A 25,886-nucleotide genomic window follows, 5' to 3' on the forward strand; every position below is an offset into this window, starting at 1 on the left:
AACGTCGCACCGCCCCGCTGGGACGCGAAGCGGCCCCCTGCGGTCCATCAGGCAGATTGAGCTGACTGCTTTGGGACTGCTGCGCAGTCCAGCGGGGATAAATCCCCTCGCCACAAGGTTCGGTGCTCAGTCGGGACTAGTGTGTTTTCGCCCATCAATCACCCCGCCAATAATAGACAGAGTTTTACATTGAGCCAGACGGTGTGCATGAGTATAATGGCGCGCTTCCATTTTCCCGCTCGGGAGCCCCCGCGATGCTGCGTATCAGCCAAGAAGCTCTGACCTTCGACGACATTCTCCTAGTGCCTGGTTATTCCGAGGTGCTGCCTAACGAAGTCAGTCTCAAAACCCGTCTTACCCGTGGCATCGAGCTGAATATTCCGCTGGTTTCCGCCGCCATGGACACCGTGACCGAAGCCCGTCTGGCCATTGCCATGGCCCAGGAAGGCGGTATCGGCATCATCCACAAGAACATGACCATCGAACAGCAGGCCGCCGAAGTGCGCAAGGTCAAGCGGTTCGAGGCTGGCGTGGTCAAGGACCCGATCACCATCGAGGCTGACGCCACGGTGCGCGATCTGTTCGAACTGACCCGCATGCACAACATCTCCGGCGTTCCGGTGCTGCACGATGGCGATCTGGTCGGCATCGTCACCTCCCGCGACGTGCGTTTCGAGAACCGCCTGGATGCCTCCGTCCGCCAAGTGATGACGCCCAAAGAGCGTCTGGTCACGGTCAAGGAAGGCACCAGCAAGGATGAAGTCCGCGAATTGCTGCACAAGCACCGCATCGAGCGCGTGCTGATCGTCGACGACAAATTCGCCCTCAAGGGCATGATGACCGTCAACGACATCGAAAAAGCCAAGGCTTACCCGCTGGCCAGCAAGGACGACCAGGGTCGTCTGCGTGTTGGCGCTGCGGTCGGCACCGGCAAGGACACCGGTGACCGCGTCGCCGCCTTGGTCAATGCCGGCGTCGACGTGGTGGTGGTCGACACCGCCCACGGCCATTCCAAAGGTGTGATCGACCGCGTTCGCTGGGTCAAGCAGAACTTCCCTGACGTGCAGGTGATCGGCGGTAACATCGCCACCGGCGCTGCCGCCAAGGCCCTGGCCGAAGCCGGCGCCGACGCGGTCAAGGTCGGTATCGGTCCTGGCTCGATCTGCACCACCCGGATCGTCGCCGGTGTCGGCGTGCCGCAGATCAGCGCCATCGCCAACGTCGCCGCCGCCCTTGAAGGCACAGGCGTACCGTTGATCGCCGACGGCGGCATCCGTTTCTCCGGTGACTTGTCCAAGGCCATCGTCGCCGGTGCCTCCGCCGTGATGATGGGCTCGATGTTCGCCGGTACCGAAGAGGCGCCGGGCGAGATCGAGCTGTTCCAGGGCCGTAGCTACAAGGCTTACCGCGGCATGGGTTCGCTGGGCGCCATGTCCCAGGCCCAGGGCTCTTCCGACCGCTACTTCCAGGACTCCTCCGCGGGTGCCGAGAAGCTGGTACCGGAAGGCATCGAAGGTCGTGTGCCGTACAAAGGCACCCTGACCGCGATCATCCATCAACTGATGGGTGGCCTGCGTTCCTCGATGGGCTACACCGGCAGTGCCAACATCGAAGAGATGCGCACCAAACCGGAGTTCGTGCGCATCACTGGCGCCGGCATGGCCGAGTCCCATGTCCACGATGTACAGATCACCAAGGAAGCGCCGAACTACCGAGTAGGGTAAGGCTTCCAGCAAAATGTTAATCACCGGGGCTGTTCATTCAGCCCCGAGTTGTTTCTGATTCACTACATGAGAATGAGTCATGGCCCTCGACATTCACGCTCACCGCATCCTGATCCTCGACTTCGGTTCCCAATACACCCAACTGATCGCCCGCCGCGTGCGTGAAATCGGCGTGTACTGCGAATTGCACCCGTTCGACATGGATGACGAAGCGATTCGCGAGTTCGCTCCCAAAGGCGTCATCCTCGCCGGCGGCCCCGAGTCCGTGCACGAAGCCAACAGCCCGCGCTGCCCGCAAGCCGTGTTCGACCTGGGCGTACCGGTCTTCGGCATCTGCTACGGCATGCAGACCATGGCCGAGCAACTCGGCGGCAAGGTGGAAGGCTCTGACCTGCGTGAGTTCGGTTATGCCCGCGTTGATGTGGTCGGCAAGAGCCGCCTGCTGGACGGTATCGAAGACCATGTCGACGCCGACGGCCTGTTCGGCCTGGACGTGTGGATGAGCCACGGTGACAAGGTCACCAAGATGCCGGAAGACTTCCACATCCTCGCCAGCACCCCGAGCTGTCCGATTGCCGGCATGTTCAGCGACGAGCGTCGCTACTACGGCGTGCAATTCCACCCGGAAGTGACCCATACCAAGCAGGGCGGCCGCATCCTGTCGCGTTTCATCCTCGACATCTGCGAGTGCGAAGCCCTCTGGACTCCGTCGAAAATCGCTGAAGACGCCATCGCCCAGGTGCGCGCCCAGGTCGGCACCGACAACGTGCTGCTGGGCCTGTCCGGCGGCGTGGACTCCTCGGTGGTCGCCGCGCTGCTGCACAAGGCCATCGGTGATCAACTGACCTGCGTCTTCGTCGACAACGGCCTGCTGCGCCTGCACGAAGGCGAGCAAGTGATGGCCATGTTCGCCGAGAACATGGGCGTCAAGGTGATCCGCGCCAACGCCGAAGAGCAGTTCCTGACCAACCTGGCCGGCGAGTCCGACCCGGAGAAGAAGCGCAAGATCATCGGCCGTACCTTCATCGACGTGTTCGATGCCGAATCCTGCAAACTCGACAACATCAAGTACCTGGCCCAGGGCACCATTTACCCCGACGTGATCGAGTCGGCCGGCGCCAAGAGCGGCAAGGCCCACGTGATCAAGTCCCACCACAACGTCGGTGGCCTGCCGGAAGAAATGAACCTCAAGCTGGTCGAGCCACTGCGCGAGCTGTTCAAGGACGAGGTCCGTCGCCTCGGCCTGGAACTGGGCCTGCCGTACGACATGGTCTACCGCCACCCATTCCCGGGCCCGGGGCTGGGCGTGCGGATCCTCGGTGAAGTGAAGAAGGAATACGCCGACCTGCTGCGTCGCGCCGACCACATCTTCATCGAAGAACTGCGCAAGGCCGACTGGTACCACAAGGTCAGCCAGGCATTCGTCGTGTTCCAGCCGGTGAAGTCCGTCGGCGTGGTCGGTGATGGTCGTCGCTACGCCTGGGTCGTGGCCCTGCGTGCGGTGGAAACCATCGACTTCATGACCGCTCGCTGGGCGCACCTGCCGTATGAGCTGCTGGAAACCGTATCCGGACGGATCATCAATGAGATCGACGGTATCTCCCGCGTTACTTATGACGTGTCGAGCAAGCCGCCGGCGACGATTGAGTGGGAGTGATCCTGCGTCCGGCACTGCCCGGCACGATCTAGCAAAAAATGCCCTGAAGCCCGCGTAATTGCGGGCTTTTGGCTTTTTGGGGCTGGCGAATTCCGGCAGCTTTGTGCGACTTGTGTAACTTGCTCCAATGGCTCAGTGCTACGAAGCCAGAACCTTCAACCCATGCGCGGCGACGAACATGGTGACGGCCGACCGGCAATAGGATTCGATTTCGTTGTCGTCCTCTGCTCTCGCCTCATCGAAGCGCGCGATGATCAGGAGGTCGGATCCTTTGAAAAGCGCGGCAAACAAGCGGGCGGACCGGAGAGGGTCGGGCACGTTCAGAAGCGCCTTCGCGTGCAACTGACGCAGCAGGGCCTCGATTTGGGCGATGACATGGGCGGGGCCGGCTTCGTAATGGAGCTTGCTTAACGACTTTTGATTCGTCCTGTCGGCCATGACCATGGCTTCGACACCGCGGACGTCTGATCTCAATAGCGTGCGAAGCAGTAATGTTCCTACTGCCATCAGCCGATCTTCGACCGAACCGTCGACGCCTTCAAGAAGGGGTTGTGGTGCAAACAACTGATGGCAGCCGGCCGCGATGGCCGCGCTGAACAGCGCCTCCTTGTTCTCGAAGTGCTTATAGATGCTTAGCTTGGATATCTTCGCCCGCTGGGCGACCTTGTCCATTGTCGTCGCTTGAAAACCCAATTCCGCAAAAAGTTCGCCCGCAGCGTCGACGATCGTTTGGCCAAGCGCCTCATTGGCGGGCCGGCCGCGTCGGGCCTGGCTGTTTTCGGTCATAAAAATTCCAGTACTTGACAGTATTCTAAATCTTGAATTAGGGTACTCCAAAGTATCTTAAACGTGCAAGCCAATCGCAGGACGAGCTTCCCTTCACCCATAGCACGGAGCCCATCACCATGAATGACGTCATCATCATCGGCGGCAGCTTTGCCGGTCTCGCCGCCGCCCTGCAGCTCGGTCGTGCCCGCCGCAACGTCACCGTTCTCGATACCGGCCGGCCCCGCAACCGCTTTGCCGGCCACTCCCATGGTCTGCTCGGCCACGATCACAAGCCGCCGCTGGACATCCTCGTCGAGGCGCGGCAGCAGCTGGCGCGCTATCCAACGATCAGGCTGGTCAACGCCAGGGCCGAGAGCGTGTCTGGCGCAATCGACGATTTCTGCGTCGTCACTGACGATAACGAATGCCTAAGGGCACGTCGCCTGATCCTGAGCTATGGCGTCGTCGACCAGATGCCTGACGTTCCGGGTTTTGCCGAAAGCTGGGGCACGTCCATTGTGCCCTGTCCCTATTGCGACGGCTTTGAAGTCGCCGGTCGGCATTGGGGCCTCGTCTGGTCCGGCCCGCAATCGCACAATTATGTCAGGCTGTACCACGATTGGACCGACACGTTGACAGTCTTCGCCGATGGTCACGAGATTCCACCCGATATCCGGGCCGATCTGACGCGCCGCCATATACCTGTCGTCGATGGCCGGGTCACCGAAATCGCGCAACACGAGGACCGTAGCTCCACCGTCAAGCTCGATACTGGCCCCAATATTGCGGTCGACATCGTGTTCGCGCATCCGCGCAACAAACCGTCCACAAGCCTGCATGAATCACTGGGCCTCGCCACGGTCAATACGCCCCTCGGTATCGCCCTCAAGGTCGACGAGCGCCGCGAAACCAGCATACCCGGCATCTACGCCGCGGGCGACCTCGCGAACCCCCTCATGGCTTCGGTCACCCTGGCAACATCGCACGGCGCGACGGCGGGTATCTTCGCCCAGCAATCGATGCTGGTTTGAGCGCAGATTCCCTTCTGCTGACTACGAAACAGAACGAGGAGATACCATGAAAGAGCAAAATGCCTATCAGGTCGCCGACTGGAATGGCCAAAGCGGGGAGTACTGGGTCGCCAACCAGGCTCGGCTCGACGCCATGATGGCGGTGTTCGGCCAGGCCGCGATCGAAGCCGCCGCGCCCGCCACGGGCGAACGCGTGCTGGACGTCGGCTGCGGCGCGGGCGCGTCGAGTCTGGCTCTGGCCGCCCGCGTCGGCGCGGGCGGCCAAGTGCTGGGCGTGGACATATCCGAACCGCTGATCGGCCGAGCGCGCACGCTAGCGCCGCAGCATACGCCGGCCCTGTTCCAGGTGGCCGACGCCAGCTGCGCCGAGTTGCCCGAGGGCGCGTTCGACATCCTGTTCTCGCGTTTCGGGGTGATGTTCTTCGACGATCCGACAGGCGCGTTTGCTCATATGCGACGCGCGCTCCGGCCGGGCGGGCGGGTCGCTTTCGTCTGCTGGCGCGGCGTGGCCGAGAACGATTGGGTACGCCTGCCGATGGTCGCGATCAAGGACATCGTCCCGCTGCCCGCGCCGCCCGGTCCCGAAGCGCCCGGCCCATTCTCGTTCGGCGACCGGGGGCGCGTGACACGTATCCTGACAGCGGCCGGCTTCACCGATATCGCTATCGCGCCCTTCGATGCCTCCATCACGTTCGGCAAGGGCGAGATGCGGGACGCGGCGATCGACGATGCGGTGAAAATGGCGTTCGAGGGCGGCCCGCTGTCGCTTGTGCTCGCTGATCAGCCCGACGACATCCGCACCCGCGCCTGGGCCGCGGTTCGTGCCGCCTTCGCGGGCCTCCCCGGCGAGCGGTCGGTGATGATCGACGGCGCGGCGTGGATTGTCATGGCACGCAATCCGGCAAACTGACAGAGATTAACAGGGGAGACGCCCCCCGCTCGGTGGGCCCCAGGAAAGATGCCCGTCTCTCTGTCCCTAGGGGATACCATCTCCTACTGTCCTGGAATCCACGCAACGTCGATTCAGTAGTCGGGGAAGGAAGGGAGCTTGTCCAGGCCCTTCGCTTTCCGAGCACTGACGAACTCGAGTTCGTTGGTAAATAATCGTTTTTATGCACTTCTTTTGTTTTCTAATCGTTTTTATCCGACCTTAACCATTAGCTGACAAGATCAGGAGGGGCGGCCGACCTGGACGTCCTACGTCTGCTCGGTAAGCTGGCGGACGAGCAAGTGTCCGAAAAATCGCTCCAAGAAGCATGCCGATACGTTTGCTGCGTTGTTACACGCGGCGATCCCTTGCTACGTTGAAAGAAATAGCGCGCACGAATTTGCTCGCTGCGGGACGGCATCTACGTGGGTGACGTGAATTTCAACCTGGACGGAAGCAGCTATGGAGCGGCGAAAGTTTCTGCAGGCCGGCGGCTTGATCCTGGTCGCCAATGTTCTTTCAGCGTGTGGGGGCGGGCGGTTTATCGCAACCGAACGCACTCAGGCTCGTTACGGCTCCAATCATTTCTCTCTCCCCGCGCCGATCGCGCCTATCCGGGCCAGCCCGGATCGCATCATTGCCGTCGGTGTTGGCATACGGCCATTTCGTGCCCAGGGGCCGCGCATCGAGTCGGAGCGTTTGGGCAGCAAGACCCTCATTCACAACTACGGGCACGGGGGTAGTGGTTGGTCGCTTTCGTGGGGCGCCGCGGCGTTGGCGGTGGCGCAGGCGAAGATGACCGGTCGGCGCACATTGGCCGTCATCGGGTGTGGTGCAATCGGGCTGACCACCGCGGTGCTTGCACTGCGCTCCGGCTTCAGCGTTCGCATCTATACCAAGGACCTCATGCCACAGACGCATTCCTTCCAGGCCAGCGGCGTGTGGACGCCGGATTCGCGGATATGCGCCATCGAGCAGGCAACACCGCAATTCAAACGGAGCTGGGAGATGATGGCGCGTACATCGTTCAGTCATTTCCAGACACTGGTGGGTTTGCCGGGCGATCCGATCAAGTGGCATGACGGCTATTCGCTGGCGAATACGCAGATTCCAGCCCCGGCGGATGAGCACAAGGATAGCGAGCCGGAGTATGCCGACCTGAGACCCCTGATCCGCGACTTGTTGCCCGTGCCTGTTGCGTTACGACCCCAAGAGCACCCATTTGCACAGGAGGCTCGTTTTTACCGGCAGATGGGCCTCAATATCAATGCCTATTCGCGGCTCCTGCTGGACGACTACTTACGTGGCGGCGGCAAAATGGAGCTCCGCCAGTTCTACGATCCGGGGGAGTTTTCCGGGCTGCCCGAGGACATCATCGTCAATGCCACAGGTTATGGCGCGCGAGCCCTGTTAGGCGATGAGTCCATTATTGCGGTGCGCGGACAGACCGCGCGGCTGATTCCCCAGCCTGAGGTCACCTATGGCATTTCATATCGTGGCGAAAATCTGTTCGTTGCGCCGCGCGGGGACGGCATTTTGGTACAGGCCCATGCCAAGGGTGATTTTGGCAACCCTGATACCACCCCCGATCCAATAGTTTCCGAGGCTGCCGTTAGACGGCTCGCTGCGCTTTTTCCGAGTTAGCGTGGTAGATTTACGTACTTGACATTATTCGTACATGTGTCTACTTTGGTCACCATAATATTCCAGTCAATCCGGTTTCATGCCCTCCGGCATCAGGTATTCCAAAGGCTGGGCTTTCAAAGGTACTGGCATGACAGAGTCAAATTCGACAACGCGAAGGGCCGACATCCTCGACGCCGCCGGCATGGTCTTCCTGCGCTACGGGTTCAAAAAGACGTCGATGGATGATCTTGCTCGTGCGGCCGGTCTTTCGCGACAAGGGCTGTATCTGCATTTTCCGAACAAGGAAGCGCTGTTCGAGGCGATGGTGGTTCGCTCAATGGGTGAACTCAAGAGAAATGCCCAGGAGGCGCTGGCACAAGCGGATGTTGGAATTGCGGACCGCCTGCTCAACGCATTCCAAGCGATGCATGGCGGTGCGGTGGGCTCGGATGCCCTCGACGAACTTATCGCCACAACGGCTGCGATGGTTGGGCCAATGATGACGGAGCTTGAAGATTCGTTCGTTGCCGATGTCATGCAGGCAATGGAAGACGCAGATGTAGGCCAAGGCTGGGCGTCTGAAGGTATTTCAGTGCAAAGTCTGGCCGAGCATTTGTCTGCTTCATCGGTCGGTATCAAACATAAGGCGAAGAGCCCAGGCGAATATCGAGAACGGATGCAAGTCGCAGTTCAACTCGTTTGCCGAAGGCTGCGTTCATGAGGTTGGAATACGTTGCAGGTGGATAGCCTGCGGCTGTCAAAGCGGTTTTTCTGTGCTCAGTGAGCACGACATCAGCGAGATCAGTCATGGAAACAATCGTTATAACCGGCGCCAGCGATGGCATCGGGGCGGCCAGTGCACGCCAATTGAAAGCCGCGGGTTACAACATGGTGCTGGTTGGCCGTTCTCGCACCAAGACGCAAGCGCTCGCACGCGAACTCGATGTCCCGTTTCACATTGCAGACTATACGAGCCTGGCAGACGTAGCACGGCTTGCGTCCGAACTGAGACAGTATGAGCGGATCGATGTCCTTGCAAACAATGCAGGCGGGGTCATGGGAGGGCGAGAGGTGACTGTCGACGGGTTTGAGAAAACCTTCCAGGTGAACCACCTTGCGCCTTTCATGCTCACCCATCTGTTGATGGATAAACTCATTGCGAGCCAAGCGAAGGTCATACAGACCGCGAGTGAAGCGGCGAACGCATTTGGGCAGAATTTCGACATAGACGATCTGAACAACGAGCGGAACTACAAGCCCGACACTGCTTACGGTCACGGCAAGCTCGCCAATATTCTGTTCACACGAGAACTCGACCGCCGCTACCGTTCCGCAGGGATCTCGGCGGTGGCGTTTCATCCAGGCGTCGTGCGCTCGAACTTTGCCAGCGACACCACCCATTTCATGAAATTCGTGTATCACACTCCGCTGAAGTACCTGATCACGATAAGCCCGGAGAAGTCTGCCCACAGACTCGTGAAGCTCGTCCAGGGCAAGCCGGGTGAGGACTGGCGGCAAGGGGAGGTCTATAACAAGGACCAACCCATGACGGTCGCATTCAAGGACGACGGCAATATTGCACGTAAGCTTTGGGAGTGCAGTGAACGGTTTCTCGATAGCTGGATTCCGATTCGGCCCTGAGTCTTGAGGTAAATCCCTCAGTGCAAGAGCGTTCTATACTCACCGACATCCCGCTACGACGGTTGACCACCGCATTGAGGAGGACATGATGAGCGATACTCGACGACTCATGGCTTTGCGCATCGTCTTGATTGTTGTCGGCCTGATCTCCGTGTTCGCGATCTGGCCACTGATGATCCTGTGGCCGTCCGGCTGGACATGGCACAGCGGTCATTCCGACTACCCACTGATGATCGTCGGCCTCTACGCGACTCTTGGCGTGTTCCTGTTGAGGGCTTCGCGTGATCCGCTGAAGCACCTGAGCCTGATCTGGTTCACGGTGTGGTCGAGCGTCGTGCATGGCGCGATCATGGCCGTGCAGTCCTTTGGTGTCGGGATGGACGGAATGAACCATTACGGCCACTTGCTTGGCGATGTGCCCGCGTTGTTCGTTGTCGCGGCGGCGCTGGCGTTCTTCACACCCCGTGGCGAGAAAGCGCGTTTGCTGGCGGGTTGATCCTTGCGTGCGGTGTACCTGAAAAGCCCTGTGGATAACCTCTCCAGGGCTTTTTCATTTTGGCGCCCTGCGTGTCCTGGTCTCTGACGGCAAAAGCGTCCCGGTACCGTCACCTTTCGCTACGATTCGGCCCTCATCGGTGCGCCGAGAATGCCTATCATCCAGAGGAAGGATCAGGTTGTCATTTGACAACCAGGAAAGTCATGCGAATACTGGAGACCACTGATGATTCGTCCCTCGCATCCGAAAAAAGAAGTGGAAGAAGCGCTGAGGCATGCCGAAGCGTTGGGGTGGCGCGTAGCGGTCGGCGGCAGTCACGCCTGGGGGCGGGCTTATTGTCCCTACAACGACGAGGAGTGTCGTTGCGGTGAGTTCTGTATCACATCGATATGGAGCACGCCGAGGAACCCTGGCAATCATGCGCGAGCATTACGACGCGTCGTGGACAATTGCACTACCCATTGCAATTGTTGCGAGGCTGATGACGATGCTGAGGAGTAAGACAATGGAATATATCTTTACCCTGAAATATCAGCTTGCTGACGATGACCGTACCTCGGATGAACTGGTGGAGCGGCTGGGTGCAGCAGGCTGCGACGATGCCCTGGTAGGCATAGGGCAGCCGGGAAGGCTGGCTCTGGAGTTCACGCGTGATGCTCCTGATGCGATTAAGGCCGTGCTTAGCGCTCTGGGCGATGTCCGTCGCGCGGTGCCCTCGGCCAGACTGATTGAGGTCGCTCCTGATCTGGTCGGGTTAACCGATGTAGCCGAGATCGTCGGCGTGTCCCGGCAGAACATGCGCAAGTTGATGTTGGCCCACCCGAGCAGCTTTCCGACGCCCGTACACGAGGGCAGTGCGTCCATCTGGCACTTGGCGGATGTTCTGATCTGGCTGCAGAGCAAGGGCAGTTATTCGCTTACCAGGAACGTGTTGGATGTGGCTCAGGCAGCTTGGCAGATCAACGTTGCGAAAGAAGGCCGGCGTTTACCAGGCTTGGACTCTAAAGAGTTGGGAGCTTTGGCCGAGTAACAGCTTGGGTGATTGCTGTTTTGGCTGAGCGCAGTCGTTGAAGATTGCTGAGCAATCTCTTTGTTGGCCATCGTAATTAATTTTGATAACACGGACGTATCCAGGCTTTGCACAAGCCTGAGCAAGGGATATATGGTTTCTATCAGGGTGCGCGGTGAGGATAAGACTCGGCAGATCAGCGACTGGTCAATCAAGGGTGATAGGAGCGACGCACTCTTGCTCGTCTGTCATTTTCCTTCCGGCAAACGTTTCTCCAGTCCGCTTGAAGAATGTGAGGTCGCCCCTACCCGAGTGCTGAGTAACAAACTTCTGCGCACGAAGGGCAGTGCGGTGCTTCACCCCATCGAGAAAGCTGCGATCTACGGTGAGAAGTACGCGGTTGTCCAGTATTCCGGAAGTACGAAAAATTACGTGTTCAAGCTGAGCGCTATCGAGTTTGTCGCGCCGACGAGGATCAAGGACGAACCGCTCTTCCACTATTTCCTTTCTGTTGCCCATGGCCGGGTTGATCAGGCCGCGAAGCCAGCGGACAAGGTGATCGCCGAAAATGTGCTGCGCCAACTGAACGCAATACCTTCATGCTCAGATACGGCCTTGCACGCCTACTGTTCCAGACAGAACGGGCAGCAGGCACAAGCGGGAGATTTCATTTTTCCTTTTGGCATCAATGAAAGCCAGCTGCAAGCCGTTGAGCGGGCCTTCACGTCGCAGATCAGTTTGATCGAAGGCCCTCCCGGCACTGGCAAGACCCAGACCATTCTGAACATCATCGCTAATATCCTGTTGCGTGGGAAAACGGTGGCGGTGGTGTCCAATAACAATTCGGCCGTGGCGAATGTCTGCGAAAAGCTGGGTAAGTCTGGGCTCGATTATCTGGTCGCCGAGTTGGGTAGCACTGAGAATCGCGAGGCATTTTTCGCCAATCCGCGTCCTCGCCCCTCAGCGCTTCCCGAAGCCACGCCTTCGATGGAGCGGATCCAGGTTGTCCTGCAACAGCTCAAGGGGTATCTGAGTACCCGCAATGCTGTGGCGCAGTTGCAGATAGAAATCAATGAGCTGGAGGTGGAGCGTCGCTACCTGCAGCAGTGGCAGCAGGATAACGGCGTACAGATACCGCCCCTGGATAAATTCAAGCTGACCCCGCAAAAGTCCGCAGACATGATGGCCTATCTGGCCCACCTGGGAGGTCGTCGCGTCAGGATCAAGGACAGAATCGAACTGCTGTTCAATTTCAGGATTCTACGCACCCGGCCGTTCGACAACTGGGAAAAGCGTCAGTCAATGTTCTATGGCCTGCAGCTCCATTATTACGACAAGGCGCTACAGGAAAAAAATGTGCTGTTGAAAACCCATCAGCAGTCTTTGCGACTCGGCAATTACCAGGCGCTGCTGGATGAACTGACCAGCATTTCGATGAAATACCTCAAGCAGCACCTGCATCGACAGGTGTCGACCCCCGAACCCTTTGAGGCCAAGACCTACAAGCGCAAATTTGATGAGTTCGTGAAACGCTATCCGATTATTTCCAGTAGTACGCATTCGATCATCAACTCGCTTCCAGCCGGGGCGATGCTCGACTACGTGATTATCGACGAGGCCTCGCAGCAGGACATTGTCCCGGGAGTATTGGCGTTGGGTTGCGCGAAGCAACTGATCATTGTTGGCGACAGGAAACAACTGGCGCATATCCCTGCAAAGCTGGGCCTGGCAGCGCCCCAGGATAAGGAGCACTACGATTGCGAGACATACAGCCTGCTTGATTCGTGCGTCCGTGTGTTCAACGGTTCCATTCCGACGACGCTGCTCAAGGAGCACTATCGCTGTCACCCGCGGATCATTCAGTTTTGCAATCAGCAGTTTTACGACGACCAATTGGTCCCGATGACGAGGGACAACGGGGAAAACCCTCTGTCGCTGCTGGTCACCGCCAAGGGTAACCACACGCGAAAGACCACTAACCTTCGGGAACTGGATTCGCTGTTGGCGACGCTGGAAGGTGGGGGCGAAAGCGCATGGGAGGGGGAGGATGGCAGAGGCTTCATTGCACCATTCAGGGCTCAGGCCGCTCTTTCGAGCACGCTTTTGCCGGCTGACTTCGTCAATGACACCGTGCACAAGTTCCAGGGGCGCGAATGCGATGAGATCGTTTTTTCCACCGTCTTGGACAAAAAGAGTACTACTCCGAAGTTCCTGACGTTCGTGGATGATCCTCGTATGGTCAATGTAGCTGTGTCTCGAGCTAAAAATCGATTTACCTTGGTCACGGGAGATGATGTCTTCACGGCGAACAACGGGCATATCGCAGCGCTGGTGCGCTACATCGAATATTACGCAGAGGAAAGACAGGTGCATCGTGCGCCCGTGATCTCGGCCTTCGATCTGCTTTACGCGGAGTACGATCAATCGCTCGAACGCCTCAATCAGCGATTGCGGCGGGAAGATTCCGATTTCAAGTCAGAGCGGATCATTGCGCAGATCCTGCGTGAGACGCTGGAACGGGAGGTCTGCCGGGGGCTCATGTTCCACTCACAGGTTCCGTTGAAGCAAGTGGCCTCAACCACCAACGCGAGCCTGACCCCGCGGGAGCTGGAGTTCATGGGCAACGGCTCCAGTTGTGATTTCGTGCTCTATTTCAAGGTTGGGAAAACACCGCTGGGCGTACTGGAAGTTGATGGGGCCAGCCATGACACGCCGGAGCAGGCGAGACTCGACGCCTTGAAAGACAGCATCCTGGACAAGTGCGGTATCCCTTTACTGCGTTTGCGTACCGTTGAAAGCCGCATTGAACAACGGGTCGCGGCATTTGTGATGCAGTGGGCAACCAGTGCCTCAACGGACTCTGTGGGGTAATCCGGCCGCAGCAATGGCGGGTGACGCAACAATCCTTCACTTAATCTTTCTCAATTGCAGGTGTATCGTATTTGCCTTTTGCGGGCCCACCGGTTCGCCGCGGATTCAATAGGTGGTTGCACTCATGTCGTTTACCCGTCGCCAAATACTCGGTGGCCTGGCCGGTCTTGTTGTCGTGGGCGTTGGCGCGGGAGGCGCATCGCGGTATTGGTTGGGCAAGCGGGCGGATGCCGAGGCTGGGCACGACTATGAGTTGATTGCGGCGCCTTTGGACGTCGAGCTGGTGGCCGGGCACAAGACCCAGGCTTGGGCCTTTGGGCCATCGGCGCCGGGCACTGAGTTGCGGGTGCGTCAGGGCGAGTGGTTGCGGGTACGCTTCATCAATCACCTGCCGGTCGCCACCACCATCCACTGGCACGGCATCCGCCTGCCGCTGGAGATGGACGGAGTGCCGTATGTCTCGCAACTGCCGGTGCTGCCGGGTGAATACTTCGATTATAAATTCCGCGTGCCGGACGCCGGCAGCTATTGGTACCACCCCCACGTCAACAGCAGCGAAGAGCTGGGACGTGGGCTGGTGGGGCCGCTGATCATTGAAGAGCGCGAGCCCACCGGCTTCAAATACGAAAAGACCCTGAGCCTTAAGAGCTGGCATGTGGATGAGCAGGGCGAGTTTGTAGAGTTCAGCATCCCTCGCGAGGCGGCCCGTGGCGGGACGGCCGGGCGGTTGTCGACCATCAACGGTGTGCCGGAGGCGGTGATCGACCTGCCGGCCGGGCAGATCACCCGGGTGCGCCTGCTCAACCTCGACAATACCCTGACCTACCGGATCAACATTCCCGGGGTCGAAGCGCAGATCTATGCCCTGGACGGCAATCCCATCGAACCGCGCCCGCTGGGCAAGGAATACTGGCTCGGCCCGGGCATGCGCATCTGCCTGGCGATCAAGGCGCCGGCGGCCGGGGAAGAGCTGTCGTTGCGCAACGGCCCGGTGCGCCTGGGCACCCTGCGTTCAGTGCCCAACAATGATGCGCCGCCCCAATGGCCGCCCGCGTTGCCGGCCAACCCGGTGTCGGAGCCGGACCTGGCCAATGCCGAGAAACTCAACTTCAATTTCGAGTGGGTCGGTTCGGTGTCGGTTGACACGGACAACGGCAAGCCACCGAGCCTGTGGCAGATCAACGGCAAGGCCTGGGACATTACTGACAAGACCTGCGCCGACCGGCCGATTGCCACGCTGAAAAAGGGCCAGAGCTATATTTTCGAATTGAAGAACATGACCCAGTACCAGCATCCGGTCCATTTGCACGGGATGAGCTTCAAGGTGATCGCGTCCAACCGCCACAAGGTCATTCCGTATTTCACCGACACCTACCTGCTGGGCAAGAACGAGCGGGCGCAGGTGGCATTGGTGGCGGATAACCCGGGTGTGTGGATGTTCCACTGCCATGTGATCGACCACATGGAAACCGGCCTGATGGCCGCCATCGAGGTGGCGTGATGCGCCAGATTCGCCCCGCCCGGATCATCGACCGCAGCCGCGACCAGGACTTCATGCGCGAAGCCCTGGCGCTGGCCGCGCAAGGGGCGGCCCTGGGCGAGGTGCCGGTGGGCGCGGTGCTGGTGCAGGACGGCGAGATCATCGGGCGCGGCTTCAACTGCCCGATCAGCGGCCACGACCCCAGCGCCCATGCGGAAATGGTCGCCATCCGCGCCGCCGCCCAGGCCGTGAGCAACTATCGCCTGCCCGGCAGCACCCTCTATGTGACGCTCGAACCGTGCAGCATGTGCGCCGGCCTGATCGTCCACTCCCGCATCGCCCGGGTCGTCTACGGCGCCCTGGAGCCCAAGGCCGGCATCGTGCAGAGCCAGGGGCAGTTTTTCAGCCAGGCATTTCTGAACCATCGGGTGATGTTCGAGGGGGGGGTGTTGGCGGAGGAATGCAGCACGGTGCTGAGCGAGTTCTTCAAGGCGCGCAGGGCCAAACCGTCAGACTAAACGCTGAACCCTTGTGGGAGCGAGCCTGCTCGCGATAGCGGAGTGTCAGTTAACACACCTTTGACTGATTCACCGCTATCGCGAGCAGGCTCGCTCCCACAGGGTTTTGGGGTTGTTTGATCTATTTATTTACGCGCCACAATCACCGCCCGCATCGGCGCCGGCAAGCCTTCGATGGTCTTGCTGTGGTCATCGGGATCGAGAAAGTCACTCAGCGACTGATACTTCATCCACTCGGTGCCGCGCTGTTCTTCAACAGTGGTCAGGCTGACGTCGACGCAGCGCACATCGCTGAAACCGGCGCGGCGCAGCCAGCGCTCCAGGGCCGGCACCGAAGGCAGGAACCACACGTTGCGCATCTGCGCGTAGCGGTCCTCGGGCACCAGCACCTGATGTTCGTCGCCCTCGATCACCAGGGTTTCCAGCACCAGCTCACCGCCCTTGATCAGGCAGTCCTTGAGGGCCAGCAAGTGCTCGATAGGCGAGCGGCGATGGTAGAACACCCCCATGGAAAACACCGTGTCGAAGCCTTCCAGATCCGGCGGCAGGTCTTCGAAGGGGAACGGCAAGTGCCAGGCATTGGGCTGCGACAGATAGCGCTGCACCGCCTGGAACTGGCAGAAGAACAGCCAGTTGGGGTCGACGCCGATCACCGTGTCGGCCCCGGCGCCGAGCATCCGCCACATGTAGTAACCGTTGCCACAGCCGACATCGAGGATGCGCTTGCCCTTCAGGTCCAGGTGCGGCGCCACCCGCGACCATTTCCAGTCCGAGCGCCATTCGGTGTCCACGTGCACGCCAAACAGGTCGAACGGACCCTTGCGCCACGGCGACAGGCCCATCAGCGCGGTGCGCATCTGCGCACGGGTTTCGTCGCTGCAATCGGTGTCGAGGGTCAGGCCGTTCAACAGGTCGATTTCGCTCGGTTGCAGCATCGGCAAGGCGTCGAGGGCACTCTGCCAACGCTCCAGGTCGCCATGGCCCTTTTCCATTTTGGTATCGAGTTGCGTCTGCAGCGTAGCGGCCCAGTCGGCCAGGGGCGTGCCGGCCAGGCGGCGGGCGAGGGGGGACAGATCAATCATGGCAAGGCAATCAACGAGGCGAAGTTAAGACACTGGAACCACGGCACGACTTTCGAGAACCCGGCCGCCAGCAGGCGTTCGCGGTGTTCTTCGAGGCTGTCGGGCTTCATGACGTTTTCGATGGCGCTGCGTTTCTGGGCGATTTCCAACTCGCTGTAGCCGTTGGCGCGCTTGAAGGCCACGTGCAGGTCGGTGAGCAACGCGTGCTCCTGTGCATCGTTGAAGCGCAGTTTTTCCGACAGGATCAGGGCGCCACCGGGCAGCAAGGCCTGGCGAATGCGGCTCAATAACGCCGTGCGCTGGTCCGGTGCGATGAATTGCAGGGTGAAGTTCAGCGCCACCACCGAGGCCGGCTGGAATTCCAGGGCCAGGATGTCGCCCTCGATCACCTCCACCGGTAGCAGCTCCTGGAACATCGAGTCCTGGCCGTTGAGGTATTCGCGGCAGCGCTCGACCATGGCCGCGGAGTTATCCACAGCAATCACCCGGCAACCGTCGGTGCGCACGTGGCGGCGCAATGCCTGGGTCACCGCGCCCAGGGAAGAGCCCAGGTCATAGAGCACGCTGTTTGGCTGGGCGAACTGCGCGGCGAGCACGCCGAGGTTTTCGACAATGGTCGGATAACCCGGCACCGAGCGCTTGATCATGTCCGGGAACACCCGCACCACGTCCTCGTTGAAGGCGAAGTCAGGCACTTGGGCCAGGGGTTGGGCGAATAAGCGATCGGGCTCTTTGCTCACGGCGGTTCCAGCGGCAGGGTGAAAAGGCGGGCATTTTAGCCAATTACTGCGCCAAAGCGTGATCTTTGATCGATGCCCGGACCCCACCCTCATGCTCATCGGCTTACGGGGTGACAGCGGAAGTCCGATCGAGGTGAATAGCAACGCAACTTCCAGGCACATTTTGTTTAGTCGCGTTTTCGATTCGTTTCTTGCTGAGTAAAGACGCGTTGATATAAAAAGCCCAACTTAAAAAACACCTGCCGGTGCGGATATAACCCATGCGGCGATTGAATTTAAACCAATCCATCAGGGATGATTCCAAATGTTTGCACAAGGGATGACAGTGGCTGGGCGAATACGCTTTTTTATAGTTGCAACAATCGCGACGGTTGCGTTTCCAGTCGCTGCTGATAGCACGGGGCACTTATACACAGATGAAAAAGTTACGCTTGGTATCAATGCAGGGGTTCTGAGTGGTCAGACCCACGAGCGAGTCTACGAACCCGAGGAAGGTGGGAGAAAGGTCAGCCAGCTCGACTGGAAGTACAGCAATGCAGCGGTCATCAAAGGCTCTCTCGATTGGAACGTGCTGCCTTGGATGTCACTGGGGGCGTCGGGCTGGACGACGATCACCAGCACGGACGGTTACATGAATGACGATGACTGGGTCGATGCCTCTCAAAGCCAGTGGACAGACCGCAGTGTCCACCCCGACACGACCCTCCGGTATGCCAACGAATTCGATCTCAATTTCAAGGGTTGGTTATTGAATGAACCGGCTTATCGTCTGGGCCTGATGGCTGGGTATCAGGAGCGCCGCTTCAGCTTCACCTCCAAGGGGGGATCCTTTAGCTACAACAACGGCGCATACACGGGTGAGTTTCCAGCGGACGTAACGATCATTGGCTACAAACAGCACTTCAAAACCCCCTATGTGGGGTTGGCCGGTGGTTACCGATACAAACGTTTCGATATGGCAGGCGCATTCAAATACAGCCGCTGGGCTTCTGCCACTGACGTTGATGAGCACTACCTGGCCGATAAGACGTTTGTCGGCAAAACAAAGCACCAACAATATTATTCGTTGGGAGCAAACCTGGGCTATTTCATGAGCGCTAACACGAATGTTTTCGTGGAGAGTACTTGGAGTCGCACCCGGAACAAAAAGGGCAATCTCACCCTCAAGAGTCGTTCCGATAACTACCGCGAAAGCTACGACGACTCCGCGGGCATTGAAAGCTCCAGCGTCATGACGACCATCGGGCTGAAACACGTTTTTTGAACAAGAAGGCGGCACTGCATCCTACAGCCAGCCGCCCCACTGTCAATTCACTGCAATGGCGCAGTCGAAGGTTTCCACGGGTGGCACTTCAGGGGCCCAGGGCTGTTGATAAGTCAGGCGCAGCCGACCGGTACCGGCGGCGAATGCCTGGAAGCGCCAGGTCGACACGCCGGCGGCGCCGACAATGCCGGCGTCTTCCGGATTGCGGTAGACCTCGGGGCCCAGCGCCTTCAATACGCCGCCCGCTGAGTCCTGGATCGCCCAGCGGTATCCGGTGGTCGGGTTGCTGGGCAAGCTCAGGATCATGTTCTGCCCGTTGTTGAGCCGCACCGGGCATTCGCTGAGTTTTTCCACGGTCACGTTGTTTTTCGGTTGCGTGGCGCAAGCGCTCAACAGGGCAAGGCTGACGGGGATGAGCAGGCGGGTGAGGGACATGGGGGCTCCGGCATTCACGACGAATGGGGGAGCATAACCGAAGATGCTACGGGGTGTGTCAGCTGAGGATGTGCTGCTGCTGATGCCTCATCGCGAGCAGGCTCGCTCCCACAGGGTTATTTGTTGAACACAAATTCGGTGACCAACATAAAACCACTGTGGGAGCGAGCCTGCTCGCGATGAGGTCGGTGCGGCCGCTACATCAACCTCAGAACAACACCTTCGCCACATCCGCAAACCGCCTGGCGAAGTGCACCGTGACGCCTTCCTTCAGATAATCCGGCAGTTCTTCGAAGTTGCCCCGGTTGGCTTCTGGCAGGATCAGTTCGAGGATTTTCTGCCGGCGCGCCGCGATGACCTTTTCGCGCACCCCGCCAATCGGCAGCACATGCCCGGTGAGGGTCAGTTCGCCGGTCATGGCGACGCCTTTTTTCGGTGGCTGGTTGCGGGCCAGGGACAGCAAGGCACTGGCCATCGTCACCCCGGCGCTCGGGCCGTCCTTGGGCGTGGCGCCTTCGGGCACGTGCAGGTGGACGAAGGCTTCGTCGAAGAACTTCGGATCGCCACCGAATTGCTTCAAGTGCGAACTGACATAGCTGTGGGCGATTTCCGCGGACTCCTTCATCACCTCCCCCAGTTGCCCGGTGAGCTTGAAGCCGCGATTGAGGGTGTGGATGCGCGTGGCTTCGATCGGCAGGGTCGCGCCGCCCATGCTGGTCCAGGCCAGGCCGGTGATCACGCCGACGCCGGACAACACCTGTTCGTTGCGGAACACTGGTTTGCCCAGGGACGCCTCGAGGTCTTTCGGCCCGAGCTTGATCACCGCCTTCGGCTCGTCGAGCAGCTTCATCACCGCCTTGCGCACCAGTTTGCCCAGTTGCTTCTCCAGCTGCCGCACCCCGGCTTCGCGGGCGTAGCCGTCGATCAGTGCTTTCAGGGCACCGTCGCTGATGCTCAGGCTGCCCTTGGACACGCCGGCCTTGGCCAACTGCTTGGGCCACAGGTGGCGCCTGGCGATGGCGACTTTTTCTTCGGTGATGTAGCCCGACAGGCGAATCACTTCCATCCGGTCCAGCAGCGGGCCGGGGATCGAGTCCAGGGTATTGGCGGTGCAGACGAAGAGCACTTTCGACAGGTCCAGGCGCATGTCCAGGTAGTGATCGAGGAATTCGACGTTCTGTTCCGGGTCGAGGGTTTCCAGCAGTGCCGAGGCCGGGTCGCCCTGGTAGCTCTGGCCCATCTTGTCGATCTCGTCGAGCATGATCACCGGGTTCATCACTTCGACATCTTTAAGGGCCTGCACCAACTTGCCCGGCTGGGCGCCGATGTAGGTGCGCCGATGGCCCTTGATCTCGGCTTCGTCGCGCATGCCGCCGACGCTGAAGCGGTAGAACGGTCGCCCAAGGGACTCGGCAATGGATTTGCCCACGCTGGTCTTGCCCACGCCCGGCGGCCCCACCAGCAGTACGATAGAGCCGCTGATCTCGCCCTTGTAGGCCCCGACGGCGAGAAATTCCAGGATGCGATCCTTGATGTCACCCAGGCCGGCGTGGTGCTGGTCAAGCACCTTTCGCGCGTGCTTGAGGTCGAGCTTGTCCTGGCCGTACACGCCCCACGGCACCGAGGTCGCCCAATCAAGGTAATTGCGGGTGACGGCGTACTCCGGTGAACCGGTTTCCAGGATGGAGAGCTTGTTCATTTCCTCTTCGATGCGTTTCTGGGCCTGGGCCGGCAGCACCTTGCCCTGCAGTCGCTGCTCGAACTGTTCGAGGTCGGCGCTGCGATCGTCCTTGGTCAATCCCAGCTCCTGCTGGATGACCTTGAGCTGTTCCTTGAGGAAGAACTGGCGCTGATGTTCGCCGATCTTGCTGTTGACCTCTGCCGAGATCTCCTTTTGCAGCCGTGCGACTTCGACTTCCTTGCGCAGCATCGGCAGGACTTTTTCCATGCGCTTGAGCATCGGCACGCAATCGAGCACTTCCTGCAGTTCATTGCCGGTGGCGGAGGTGAGTGCGGCGGCGAAGTCCGTCAGCGGCGACGGGTCGTTGGGGCTGAAGCGGTTGAGGTAGTTCTTCAGCTCTTCGCTGTACAGCGGGTTGAGCGGCAGCAGTTCCTTGATCGCGTTGATCAGCGCCATGCCATAGGCCTTGACCTCGTCGGTCGGCTCGCTCGGCTGGTGCGGGTATTCGACTTCCACCAGGTACGGTGGGCGATGGTGCTTGAGCCAGGTGCGGATGCGCACGCGGGTCAGGCCCTGGGCGACGAACTGCAATTTGCCCGCTTCGCGACTGGCGTGGTGCACCTTGACCAGCGTGCCGTACAGCGGCAGGGCCGAAGTGTCGAAATGGCGCGGGTCTTCCTGGGGCGTGTCCATGAAGAACAGCGCCAGGGAATGATGTTCGGACTTGGCCACCAGCTCCAGGGTTTCGGCCCAGGGTTCTTCATTGACGATGACCGGCAGTACCTGGGCCGGGAAGAACGGGCGATTGTGGATGGGAATGATGTAGACCTTGTCCGGCAGGTTCTGGCCGGGCAGGGCCAGGCCGGTGCCGGAGGCGGTGTGTTCGATATGTTCTGGGTCAGCGTATTCGTTCGTGGCTTCGGTAGAGTGCTGGTCGCTCATGGGGCACCTGCGCAATGGAGTATGGAGCTTAGATGGGGCAGGTGGGGGGTGGTTTCAATGGTGGGCGATTGTTAGCGGCTATTTCACCACCAGCTCGTAATGCTGTGTAGGAGCTGTGTAGGAGCTGTCGAGCGAAGCGAGGCTGCGATCTTTCCACTGCCGCTTGAGTCAAGAGCGAAAGACCAAGATCAAAAGATCGCAGGCTCGCCAGCCCCTACAGGTTCACGCGACCCGGTTCAGGTCGTTATACCGGGTCTCTTTCAGGCACAGCACCGCAATCACGCTGAGCACTGCGGCCGCAGATACATAGCCACCGACATAGCTCAAACCGCCCATCGCTACCAGCTTCTGGGCAAAGAACGGAGCGGCCGAGGCACCGACGATGCCGCCCAGGTTGTAGGCGGCCGACGCGCCGGTGTAGCGCACGTGGGTCGGAAACAGCTCCGGCAGCAAGGCGCCCATGGGGGCGAAGGTCACGCCCATCAGGAACAGCTCGATGCACAGGAACAGCGCCACGCTGCCGGTCGAACCCTGGGTCAGCAATGGTTCCATGAGGAAGCCCGAGGCAATCGCCAGCACGCCACCGGTGACCAACACCGGCTTGCGCCCGAAGCGGTCGCTGGCCCAGGCCGACAACGGCGTGGCGGCGGCCATGAACAACACGGCAAAACACAGCAGGGCAAGGAAGGTCTCGCGGCTGTAGCCGAGGGTGGCGACGCCGTAGCTCAAGGAAAACACCGTGGAGATATAGAACAGTGCATAACACACCACCATCGCCGCCGCGCCCAGCAATGTCGGCGCCCAGTACTGGCTGAACAGCTCGACCAGCGGCACTTTCACCCGCTCCTGGCGGGCCACGGCGTTGGCGAAGACCGGGGTTTCATGGAGCTTGAGGCGCACATAGAGGCCGACAATCACCAGCACGGCACTGAGCAGGAACGGAATCCGCCAGCCCCACGAGCGGAACTGCTCGTCGTCGAGGTTCATCGCCAGGGTCAGGAACAGCCCGTTGGCCGCCAGGAAGCCAATGGAAGGGCCCAGCTGGGGAAACATGCCGAACCAGGCGCGCTTGCCCTTGGGGGCGTTCTCGGTGGCAAGCAACGCCGCGCCACCCCATTCACCGCCCAGCCCCAGCCCCTGGCCGAAACGCAGCAGGCACAACAGGAACGGTGCCCAGGCGCCGATGCTGGCGTACCCGGGCAGCACGCCGATGAGCGTGGTGCACACGCCCATCAGCAGCAGCGAGGCCACCAGCGTGGACTTGCGCCCGATCCGGTCGCCAAAGTGACCGAACAGCGCCGAACCCAGCGGACGGGCGAGGAAGGCGATGCCGAAGGTCAGGAAGGAGGACAGCATCTGTGCCGTGCCTGAGGTCTGTGGGAAGAACACCGGCCCGATCACCAGGGCCGCAGCCGTGGCATAGACGTAGAAGTCGTAGAACTCGATGGCGGTGCCGATGAAGCTCGCGGTCGCCACGCGGGTGGCGGAGTTCGTCGGCTGGGCAGGCACGGCGTCGTTGCAGGTGGTGGTAGTCATGCAGTTATCCCTGACAGTCATGTGCTCCGTTGGAGCGAATTATTATGGTTGAGCGGCTAGGGGTGGCGCTTGTGGTGAACTTTGTGGCGAGGGGATTTATCCCCGCTGGGCTGCGTAGCAGCCCCAGAACAGTCGACTCAATCTGCCTGATGCACCGAGTAGCCTGGTTTCAGGGCCGCTGCGCGACCCAACGGGGATAAATCCCCTCGCCACAGGGGAAGCTCAGACGATCACCGGCACCGAACTGTTATGCCACACCAGTACCTGGCTGACGCGGTTGTCCACGGTTTCGATGATTTCCAGGCGATAGCGGCCGATTTTCAGGCACACCGGGCTTTCGGGAATGCTTTCCAGCGCCTCGGTCACCAGCCCGTTGAGGGTCTTGGGGCCGTCGCAGGGCAAGTGCCAGCCCAGGCTCTTGTTCAGTTCGCGAATCGATGCCGCGCCATCAATCATCAAGCGACCGTCCGGCTGCGGATGGACGTGAGGGTTGTCGAGGCTGTGCTCGCTTTCGAACTCGCCGACGATTTCTTCGAGGATGTCTTCCAGGGTGACGATGCCCAGCACTTCGCCGTATTCGTCCACCACCATGCCCAGGCGCCGCTGCTGCTTGTGGAAGTTCAGCAATTGCAGTTGCAGCGGTGTGCTCTCGGGTACGAAGTAAGGCTCGTGACAAGCGGCCAGCAGCGCCTCCTGGGTCAGGCTCGCGTCCGCCAGCAGGTGGCGGATCTGGCGGGTATTAAGTACCGCTTCGACTTGGTTGATATCGCTGTGGAACACCGGCAGCCGGGTCCGGCGATTCAGGAGCAACTGCTCGATGATTTCCCCGATAGGGTCGTCGAGGTTGATGCCATCGACTTCGCTGCGTGGTACCAGGATGTCGTTGACGGTGATGTTGTCCAGGGCATGGATGCCGGAAACCGCATGCGCACGCCCGGTGTTCTGCTCATGTTCATGCTCGACGCGCGCCGGAGCGGGCATTTCGTCGTCGCTTTGCTGGACTGCACTGGCCTTGCGAGCGAAAGGTCGCAACAGCAACTCACTGAGGCCGTTCAACAGCCAGGCCAGGGGGTAGATCAGCTTCAATGGCACGCCAAGCAAGGCGTTGCCCAGTGTCAGTACCGCGTCGGGATGACGGGTGGCCAGGGTGCGTGGCAGGTAGTCGGCGAAAACCAGCAGCACCGCGCTGATGGCGAGCCAGGCAATCCAGGGGCCGTTTTCCAGCCAGGTGAAGATCGCCAGCAAGGTGCCGATCACCAGCGCCAGGGCGCGGCACAGGGTGTTGCACAGAATCAGGCTGGTCAGGGGGAAGTCCAGCCTCGCCAGCGGCTTGTCGCCGGCCCGCGACGCCTTGCGCTGGGCCAGCAAGTGGTGCCGGGCGGCTTCGACGGCAGTAAACAGGGCCGCCCAGAGGATCAGCACGACCAGTACAGCGAACAGCGGCCCCGCGGGCAACCTATCCATCAGTGCCGTCCGTCAGATATGCAGGATGTATTCACGGACCAGTTTGCTGCCGAAGTACGCCAGCATGAGCAGGCAGAAACCGGCCAGGGTCCAGCGAATGGCTTTATGACCGCGCCAGCCGAGACGGTTGCGGCCCCACAGCAGCACGCTGAACACCACCCATGCCAGGCAGGCAAGCAGGGTCTTGTGCACCAGGTGCTGGGCGAACAGGTTCTCGACGAACAGCCAGCCGGAAATCAGCGACATCGACAGCAGGGTCCAGCCGGCCCAGAGGAAACCGAACAGCAGGCTCTCCATGGTCTGCAGCGGCGGGAAGTTGCGGATCAGCCCGGACGGGTGCTTGTTCTTGAGCTGATGGTCCTGCACCAGCAGCAGCAAGGCCTGGAACACCGCGATGGTGAACAGGCCATAGGCGAGGATCGACAGCAGGATATGGGCGAGGATGCCCGGCTCTTCGTCGATGACCTGCACCGTGCCCGACGGCGCGAACTGCGCCAGCAGCACCGTCGCCAGCCCCAGCGGGAAGAGCAGCACCAGCAGGTTTTCCACCGGGATGCGCGAGCAGGCCAGCAGCGTCAGCGCGATCACGGCGACGGCGATCAGGCTGGCGGCGTTGAAAAAGTCCAGGCCCAGGCCGATCGGCGTCATCAGGTGGGTAAAAAGGCTGGCCGCGTGGCCAAGCACCGCCAGCACGCCGAGCGTGACCAGCAGGCGTTTGTTCGCCTTGGCGCCGGAGGCCAGGCGAGTGCCTTGATAGAGGGTCGCAGCGGCATAAAGGCAAGCGGCGGCGAGGGAGGCAAGCAAGCTGGGTGACAAGGGGAGCATAAATCCTGTTAGGCAAGCCCGAAAGGCGCTGAGTTTGGCATAGAACCCATCCTGCACGAAAGACCGCCGCGAGGTGTACGCGGCACGCTTCTTCGCTATAATCCGCGACCTGCCCACGCCGCAGGCTCGCCGAGCATATTTTTCACGGTCTGGGCCGCCATTATCCCG

General features: G+C 60.3%; 22 protein-coding genes. 14 read left to right on the top strand and 8 right to left on the bottom strand.

The window, feature by feature from the left end:
- Positions 1–254: 254 nt before the first annotated feature.
- Positions 255–1,724: an IMP dehydrogenase gene (gene guaB, locus LOY67_RS05005; RefSeq protein ID WP_265066203.1), complete on the top strand. Its 1,470-nt coding sequence runs from the start codon at positions 255–257 to the stop codon at positions 1,722–1,724.
- Between the two features lie 79 nt (positions 1,725–1,803).
- On the top strand, positions 1,804–3,381 hold the full coding sequence (gene guaA / locus LOY67_RS05010) for a glutamine-hydrolyzing GMP synthase (protein ID WP_041020635.1): 1,578 nt from the start codon (positions 1,804–1,806) through the stop codon (positions 3,379–3,381).
- Between the two features lie 138 nt (positions 3,382–3,519).
- Here the strand turns inward: guaA and LOY67_RS05015 are convergent, their stop codons facing one another.
- A complete protein-coding gene (locus LOY67_RS05015; RefSeq protein ID WP_265066204.1) occupies positions 3,520–4,167 on the bottom strand; it encodes a TetR/AcrR family transcriptional regulator in 648 nt (215 codons plus the stop codon).
- 119 nt (positions 4,168–4,286) lie between these two features.
- On the opposite strand from LOY67_RS05015, the gene LOY67_RS05020 reads away from it, so the two are divergent.
- The 11 genes from LOY67_RS05020 (at position 4,287) to tadA (ending at position 15,749) form a co-directional block, all read left to right on the top strand.
- Positions 4,287–5,180, top strand: a complete 894-nt coding sequence (locus LOY67_RS05020; protein ID WP_265066205.1) for an NAD(P)/FAD-dependent oxidoreductase — start codon at positions 4,287–4,289, stop codon at positions 5,178–5,180.
- A gap of 46 nt (positions 5,181–5,226) precedes the next feature.
- Positions 5,227–6,090 carry a class I SAM-dependent methyltransferase gene (locus tag LOY67_RS05025; RefSeq protein WP_265066206.1) on the top strand — a complete coding sequence of 288 codons (864 nt, stop codon included), beginning with the start codon at positions 5,227–5,229 and terminating at the stop codon, positions 6,088–6,090.
- Positions 6,091–6,570: 480 nt separating this feature from the next.
- Positions 6,571–7,752, top strand: coding sequence for an FAD-dependent oxidoreductase (locus LOY67_RS05030; RefSeq protein WP_265066207.1), 1,182 nt, complete (start codon positions 6,571–6,573; stop codon positions 7,750–7,752).
- Between the two features lie 130 nt (positions 7,753–7,882).
- Complete coding sequence (locus LOY67_RS05035; RefSeq protein WP_265066208.1) at positions 7,883–8,455, top strand: TetR/AcrR family transcriptional regulator; 573 nt, start codon at positions 7,883–7,885, stop codon at positions 8,453–8,455.
- Between the two features lie 86 nt (positions 8,456–8,541).
- Positions 8,542–9,375: an SDR family NAD(P)-dependent oxidoreductase gene (locus tag LOY67_RS05040; RefSeq protein WP_265066209.1), complete on the top strand. Its 834-nt coding sequence runs from the start codon at positions 8,542–8,544 to the stop codon at positions 9,373–9,375.
- 88 nt (positions 9,376–9,463) lie between these two features.
- A complete protein-coding gene (locus tag LOY67_RS05045; protein ID WP_265066210.1) occupies positions 9,464–9,871 on the top strand; it encodes a DUF6632 domain-containing protein in 408 nt (135 codons plus the stop codon).
- Positions 9,872–10,096: 225 nt separating this feature from the next.
- On the top strand, positions 10,097–10,372 hold the full coding sequence (locus tag LOY67_RS05050; protein WP_265066211.1) for a hypothetical protein: 276 nt from the start codon (positions 10,097–10,099) through the stop codon (positions 10,370–10,372).
- Positions 10,373–10,376: 4 nt separating this feature from the next.
- Positions 10,377–10,901, top strand: a complete 525-nt coding sequence (locus LOY67_RS05055) for a helix-turn-helix transcriptional regulator (RefSeq protein WP_265066212.1) — start codon at positions 10,377–10,379, stop codon at positions 10,899–10,901.
- A 132-nt stretch (positions 10,902–11,033) separates the two neighbouring features.
- Positions 11,034–13,751: an AAA domain-containing protein gene (locus LOY67_RS05060; RefSeq protein WP_265067701.1), complete on the top strand. Its 2,718-nt coding sequence runs from the start codon at positions 11,034–11,036 to the stop codon at positions 13,749–13,751.
- A gap of 124 nt (positions 13,752–13,875) precedes the next feature.
- The gene (locus LOY67_RS05065) at positions 13,876–15,252 is read left to right on the top strand and encodes a multicopper oxidase family protein (protein ID WP_265066213.1); all 1,377 of its coding nucleotides are present in this window, start codon (positions 13,876–13,878) and stop codon (positions 15,250–15,252) included.
- On the top strand, positions 15,252–15,749 hold the full coding sequence (gene tadA / locus LOY67_RS05070; protein WP_265066214.1) for a tRNA adenosine(34) deaminase TadA: 498 nt from the start codon (positions 15,252–15,254) through the stop codon (positions 15,747–15,749). The genes LOY67_RS05065 and tadA overlap by 1 nt, the downstream gene beginning before the upstream one ends.
- Before the next feature lie 125 nt (positions 15,750–15,874).
- Here tadA and cmoB read toward each other — a convergent pair whose 3' ends face one another.
- Both cmoB and cmoA read right to left on the bottom strand, forming a co-directional pair.
- The gene (cmoB, locus tag LOY67_RS05075) at positions 15,875–16,831 is read right to left on the bottom strand and encodes a tRNA 5-methoxyuridine(34)/uridine 5-oxyacetic acid(34) synthase CmoB (protein WP_265066215.1); all 957 of its coding nucleotides are present in this window, start codon (positions 16,829–16,831) and stop codon (positions 15,875–15,877) included.
- Positions 16,828–17,571: a carboxy-S-adenosyl-L-methionine synthase CmoA gene (gene cmoA, locus LOY67_RS05080; protein WP_265066216.1), complete on the bottom strand. Its 744-nt coding sequence runs from the start codon at positions 17,569–17,571 to the stop codon at positions 16,828–16,830. The genes cmoB and cmoA overlap by 4 nt, the downstream gene beginning before the upstream one ends.
- Positions 17,572–17,875: 304 nt before the next feature.
- On the opposite strand from cmoA, the gene LOY67_RS05085 reads away from it, so the two are divergent.
- The gene (locus tag LOY67_RS05085) at positions 17,876–18,835 is read left to right on the top strand and encodes an omptin family outer membrane protease (protein ID WP_265066217.1); all 960 of its coding nucleotides are present in this window, start codon (positions 17,876–17,878) and stop codon (positions 18,833–18,835) included.
- A gap of 42 nt (positions 18,836–18,877) precedes the next feature.
- On the opposite strand, the gene LOY67_RS05090 is transcribed toward LOY67_RS05085, so the two are convergent.
- From LOY67_RS05090 to LOY67_RS05110, 5 genes are all read right to left on the bottom strand, one after another.
- Positions 18,878–19,270 (bottom strand): protease inhibitor I42 family protein, encoded by a 393-nt coding sequence (locus LOY67_RS05090; protein ID WP_265066218.1) that lies wholly within the window; start codon positions 19,268–19,270, stop codon positions 18,878–18,880.
- Positions 19,271–19,478: 208 nt separating this feature from the next.
- Positions 19,479–21,893, bottom strand: a complete 2,415-nt coding sequence (gene lon, locus LOY67_RS05095) for an endopeptidase La (protein WP_265066219.1) — start codon at positions 21,891–21,893, stop codon at positions 19,479–19,481.
- A gap of 222 nt (positions 21,894–22,115) precedes the next feature.
- Positions 22,116–23,429 (bottom strand): MFS transporter, encoded by a 1,314-nt coding sequence (locus LOY67_RS05100; RefSeq protein WP_265066220.1) that lies wholly within the window; start codon positions 23,427–23,429, stop codon positions 22,116–22,118.
- A 222-nt stretch (positions 23,430–23,651) separates the two neighbouring features.
- On the bottom strand, positions 23,652–24,893 hold the full coding sequence (locus tag LOY67_RS05105; protein WP_265066221.1) for a CNNM domain-containing protein: 1,242 nt from the start codon (positions 24,891–24,893) through the stop codon (positions 23,652–23,654).
- Positions 24,894–24,905: 12 nt separating this feature from the next.
- Positions 24,906–25,718 (bottom strand): inner membrane protein YpjD, encoded by an 813-nt coding sequence (locus tag LOY67_RS05110; protein WP_265066222.1) that lies wholly within the window; start codon positions 25,716–25,718, stop codon positions 24,906–24,908.
- Between the last annotated feature and the right edge of the window lie 168 nt (positions 25,719–25,886).

This window comes from Pseudomonas sp. B21-056, from assembly GCF_026016325.1.
Taxonomy (GTDB): domain Bacteria; phylum Pseudomonadota; class Gammaproteobacteria; order Pseudomonadales; family Pseudomonadaceae; genus Aquipseudomonas.

What these genes read in the sequence shown, in the direction of transcription:
- LOY67_RS05040 (WP_265066209.1), top strand. Translation starts at nt 8,542, where the DNA reads ATGGAAACAATCGTTATAACCGGCGCCAGCGATGGCATCGGGGCGGCC.
- LOY67_RS05015 (WP_265066204.1), bottom strand. Translation starts at nt 4,167, where the DNA reads ATGACCGAAAACAGCCAGGCCCGACGCGGCCGGCCCGCCAATGAGGCG.
- guaB (WP_265066203.1), top strand. Translation starts at nt 255, where the DNA reads ATGCTGCGTATCAGCCAAGAAGCTCTGACCTTCGACGACATTCTCCTA.
- LOY67_RS05110 (WP_265066222.1), bottom strand. Translation starts at nt 25,718, where the DNA reads ATGCTCCCCTTGTCACCCAGCTTGCTTGCCTCCCTCGCCGCCGCTTGC.
- guaA (WP_041020635.1), top strand. Translation starts at nt 1,804, where the DNA reads ATGGCCCTCGACATTCACGCTCACCGCATCCTGATCCTCGACTTCGGT.
- LOY67_RS05055 (WP_265066212.1), top strand. Translation starts at nt 10,377, where the DNA reads ATGGAATATATCTTTACCCTGAAATATCAGCTTGCTGACGATGACCGT.
- cmoB (WP_265066215.1), bottom strand. Translation starts at nt 16,831, where the DNA reads ATGATTGATCTGTCCCCCCTCGCCCGCCGCCTGGCCGGCACGCCCCTG.
- LOY67_RS05050 (WP_265066211.1), top strand. Translation starts at nt 10,097, where the DNA reads ATGATTCGTCCCTCGCATCCGAAAAAAGAAGTGGAAGAAGCGCTGAGG.
- LOY67_RS05045 (WP_265066210.1), top strand. Translation starts at nt 9,464, where the DNA reads ATGAGCGATACTCGACGACTCATGGCTTTGCGCATCGTCTTGATTGTT.
- LOY67_RS05100 (WP_265066220.1), bottom strand. Translation starts at nt 23,429, where the DNA reads ATGACTACCACCACCTGCAACGACGCCGTGCCTGCCCAGCCGACGAAC.
- LOY67_RS05020 (WP_265066205.1), top strand. Translation starts at nt 4,287, where the DNA reads ATGAATGACGTCATCATCATCGGCGGCAGCTTTGCCGGTCTCGCCGCC.
- tadA (WP_265066214.1), top strand. Translation starts at nt 15,252, where the DNA reads ATGCGCCAGATTCGCCCCGCCCGGATCATCGACCGCAGCCGCGACCAG.
- lon (WP_265066219.1), bottom strand. Translation starts at nt 21,893, where the DNA reads ATGAGCGACCAGCACTCTACCGAAGCCACGAACGAATACGCTGACCCA.
- LOY67_RS05090 (WP_265066218.1), bottom strand. Translation starts at nt 19,270, where the DNA reads ATGTCCCTCACCCGCCTGCTCATCCCCGTCAGCCTTGCCCTGTTGAGC.
- LOY67_RS05035 (WP_265066208.1), top strand. Translation starts at nt 7,883, where the DNA reads ATGACAGAGTCAAATTCGACAACGCGAAGGGCCGACATCCTCGACGCC.
- LOY67_RS05085 (WP_265066217.1), top strand. Translation starts at nt 17,876, where the DNA reads ATGTTTGCACAAGGGATGACAGTGGCTGGGCGAATACGCTTTTTTATA.
- LOY67_RS05060 (WP_265067701.1), top strand. Translation starts at nt 11,034, where the DNA reads ATGGTTTCTATCAGGGTGCGCGGTGAGGATAAGACTCGGCAGATCAGC.
- LOY67_RS05025 (WP_265066206.1), top strand. Translation starts at nt 5,227, where the DNA reads ATGAAAGAGCAAAATGCCTATCAGGTCGCCGACTGGAATGGCCAAAGC.
- LOY67_RS05030 (WP_265066207.1), top strand. Translation starts at nt 6,571, where the DNA reads ATGGAGCGGCGAAAGTTTCTGCAGGCCGGCGGCTTGATCCTGGTCGCC.
- LOY67_RS05065 (WP_265066213.1), top strand. Translation starts at nt 13,876, where the DNA reads ATGTCGTTTACCCGTCGCCAAATACTCGGTGGCCTGGCCGGTCTTGTT.
- LOY67_RS05105 (WP_265066221.1), bottom strand. Translation starts at nt 24,893, where the DNA reads ATGGATAGGTTGCCCGCGGGGCCGCTGTTCGCTGTACTGGTCGTGCTG.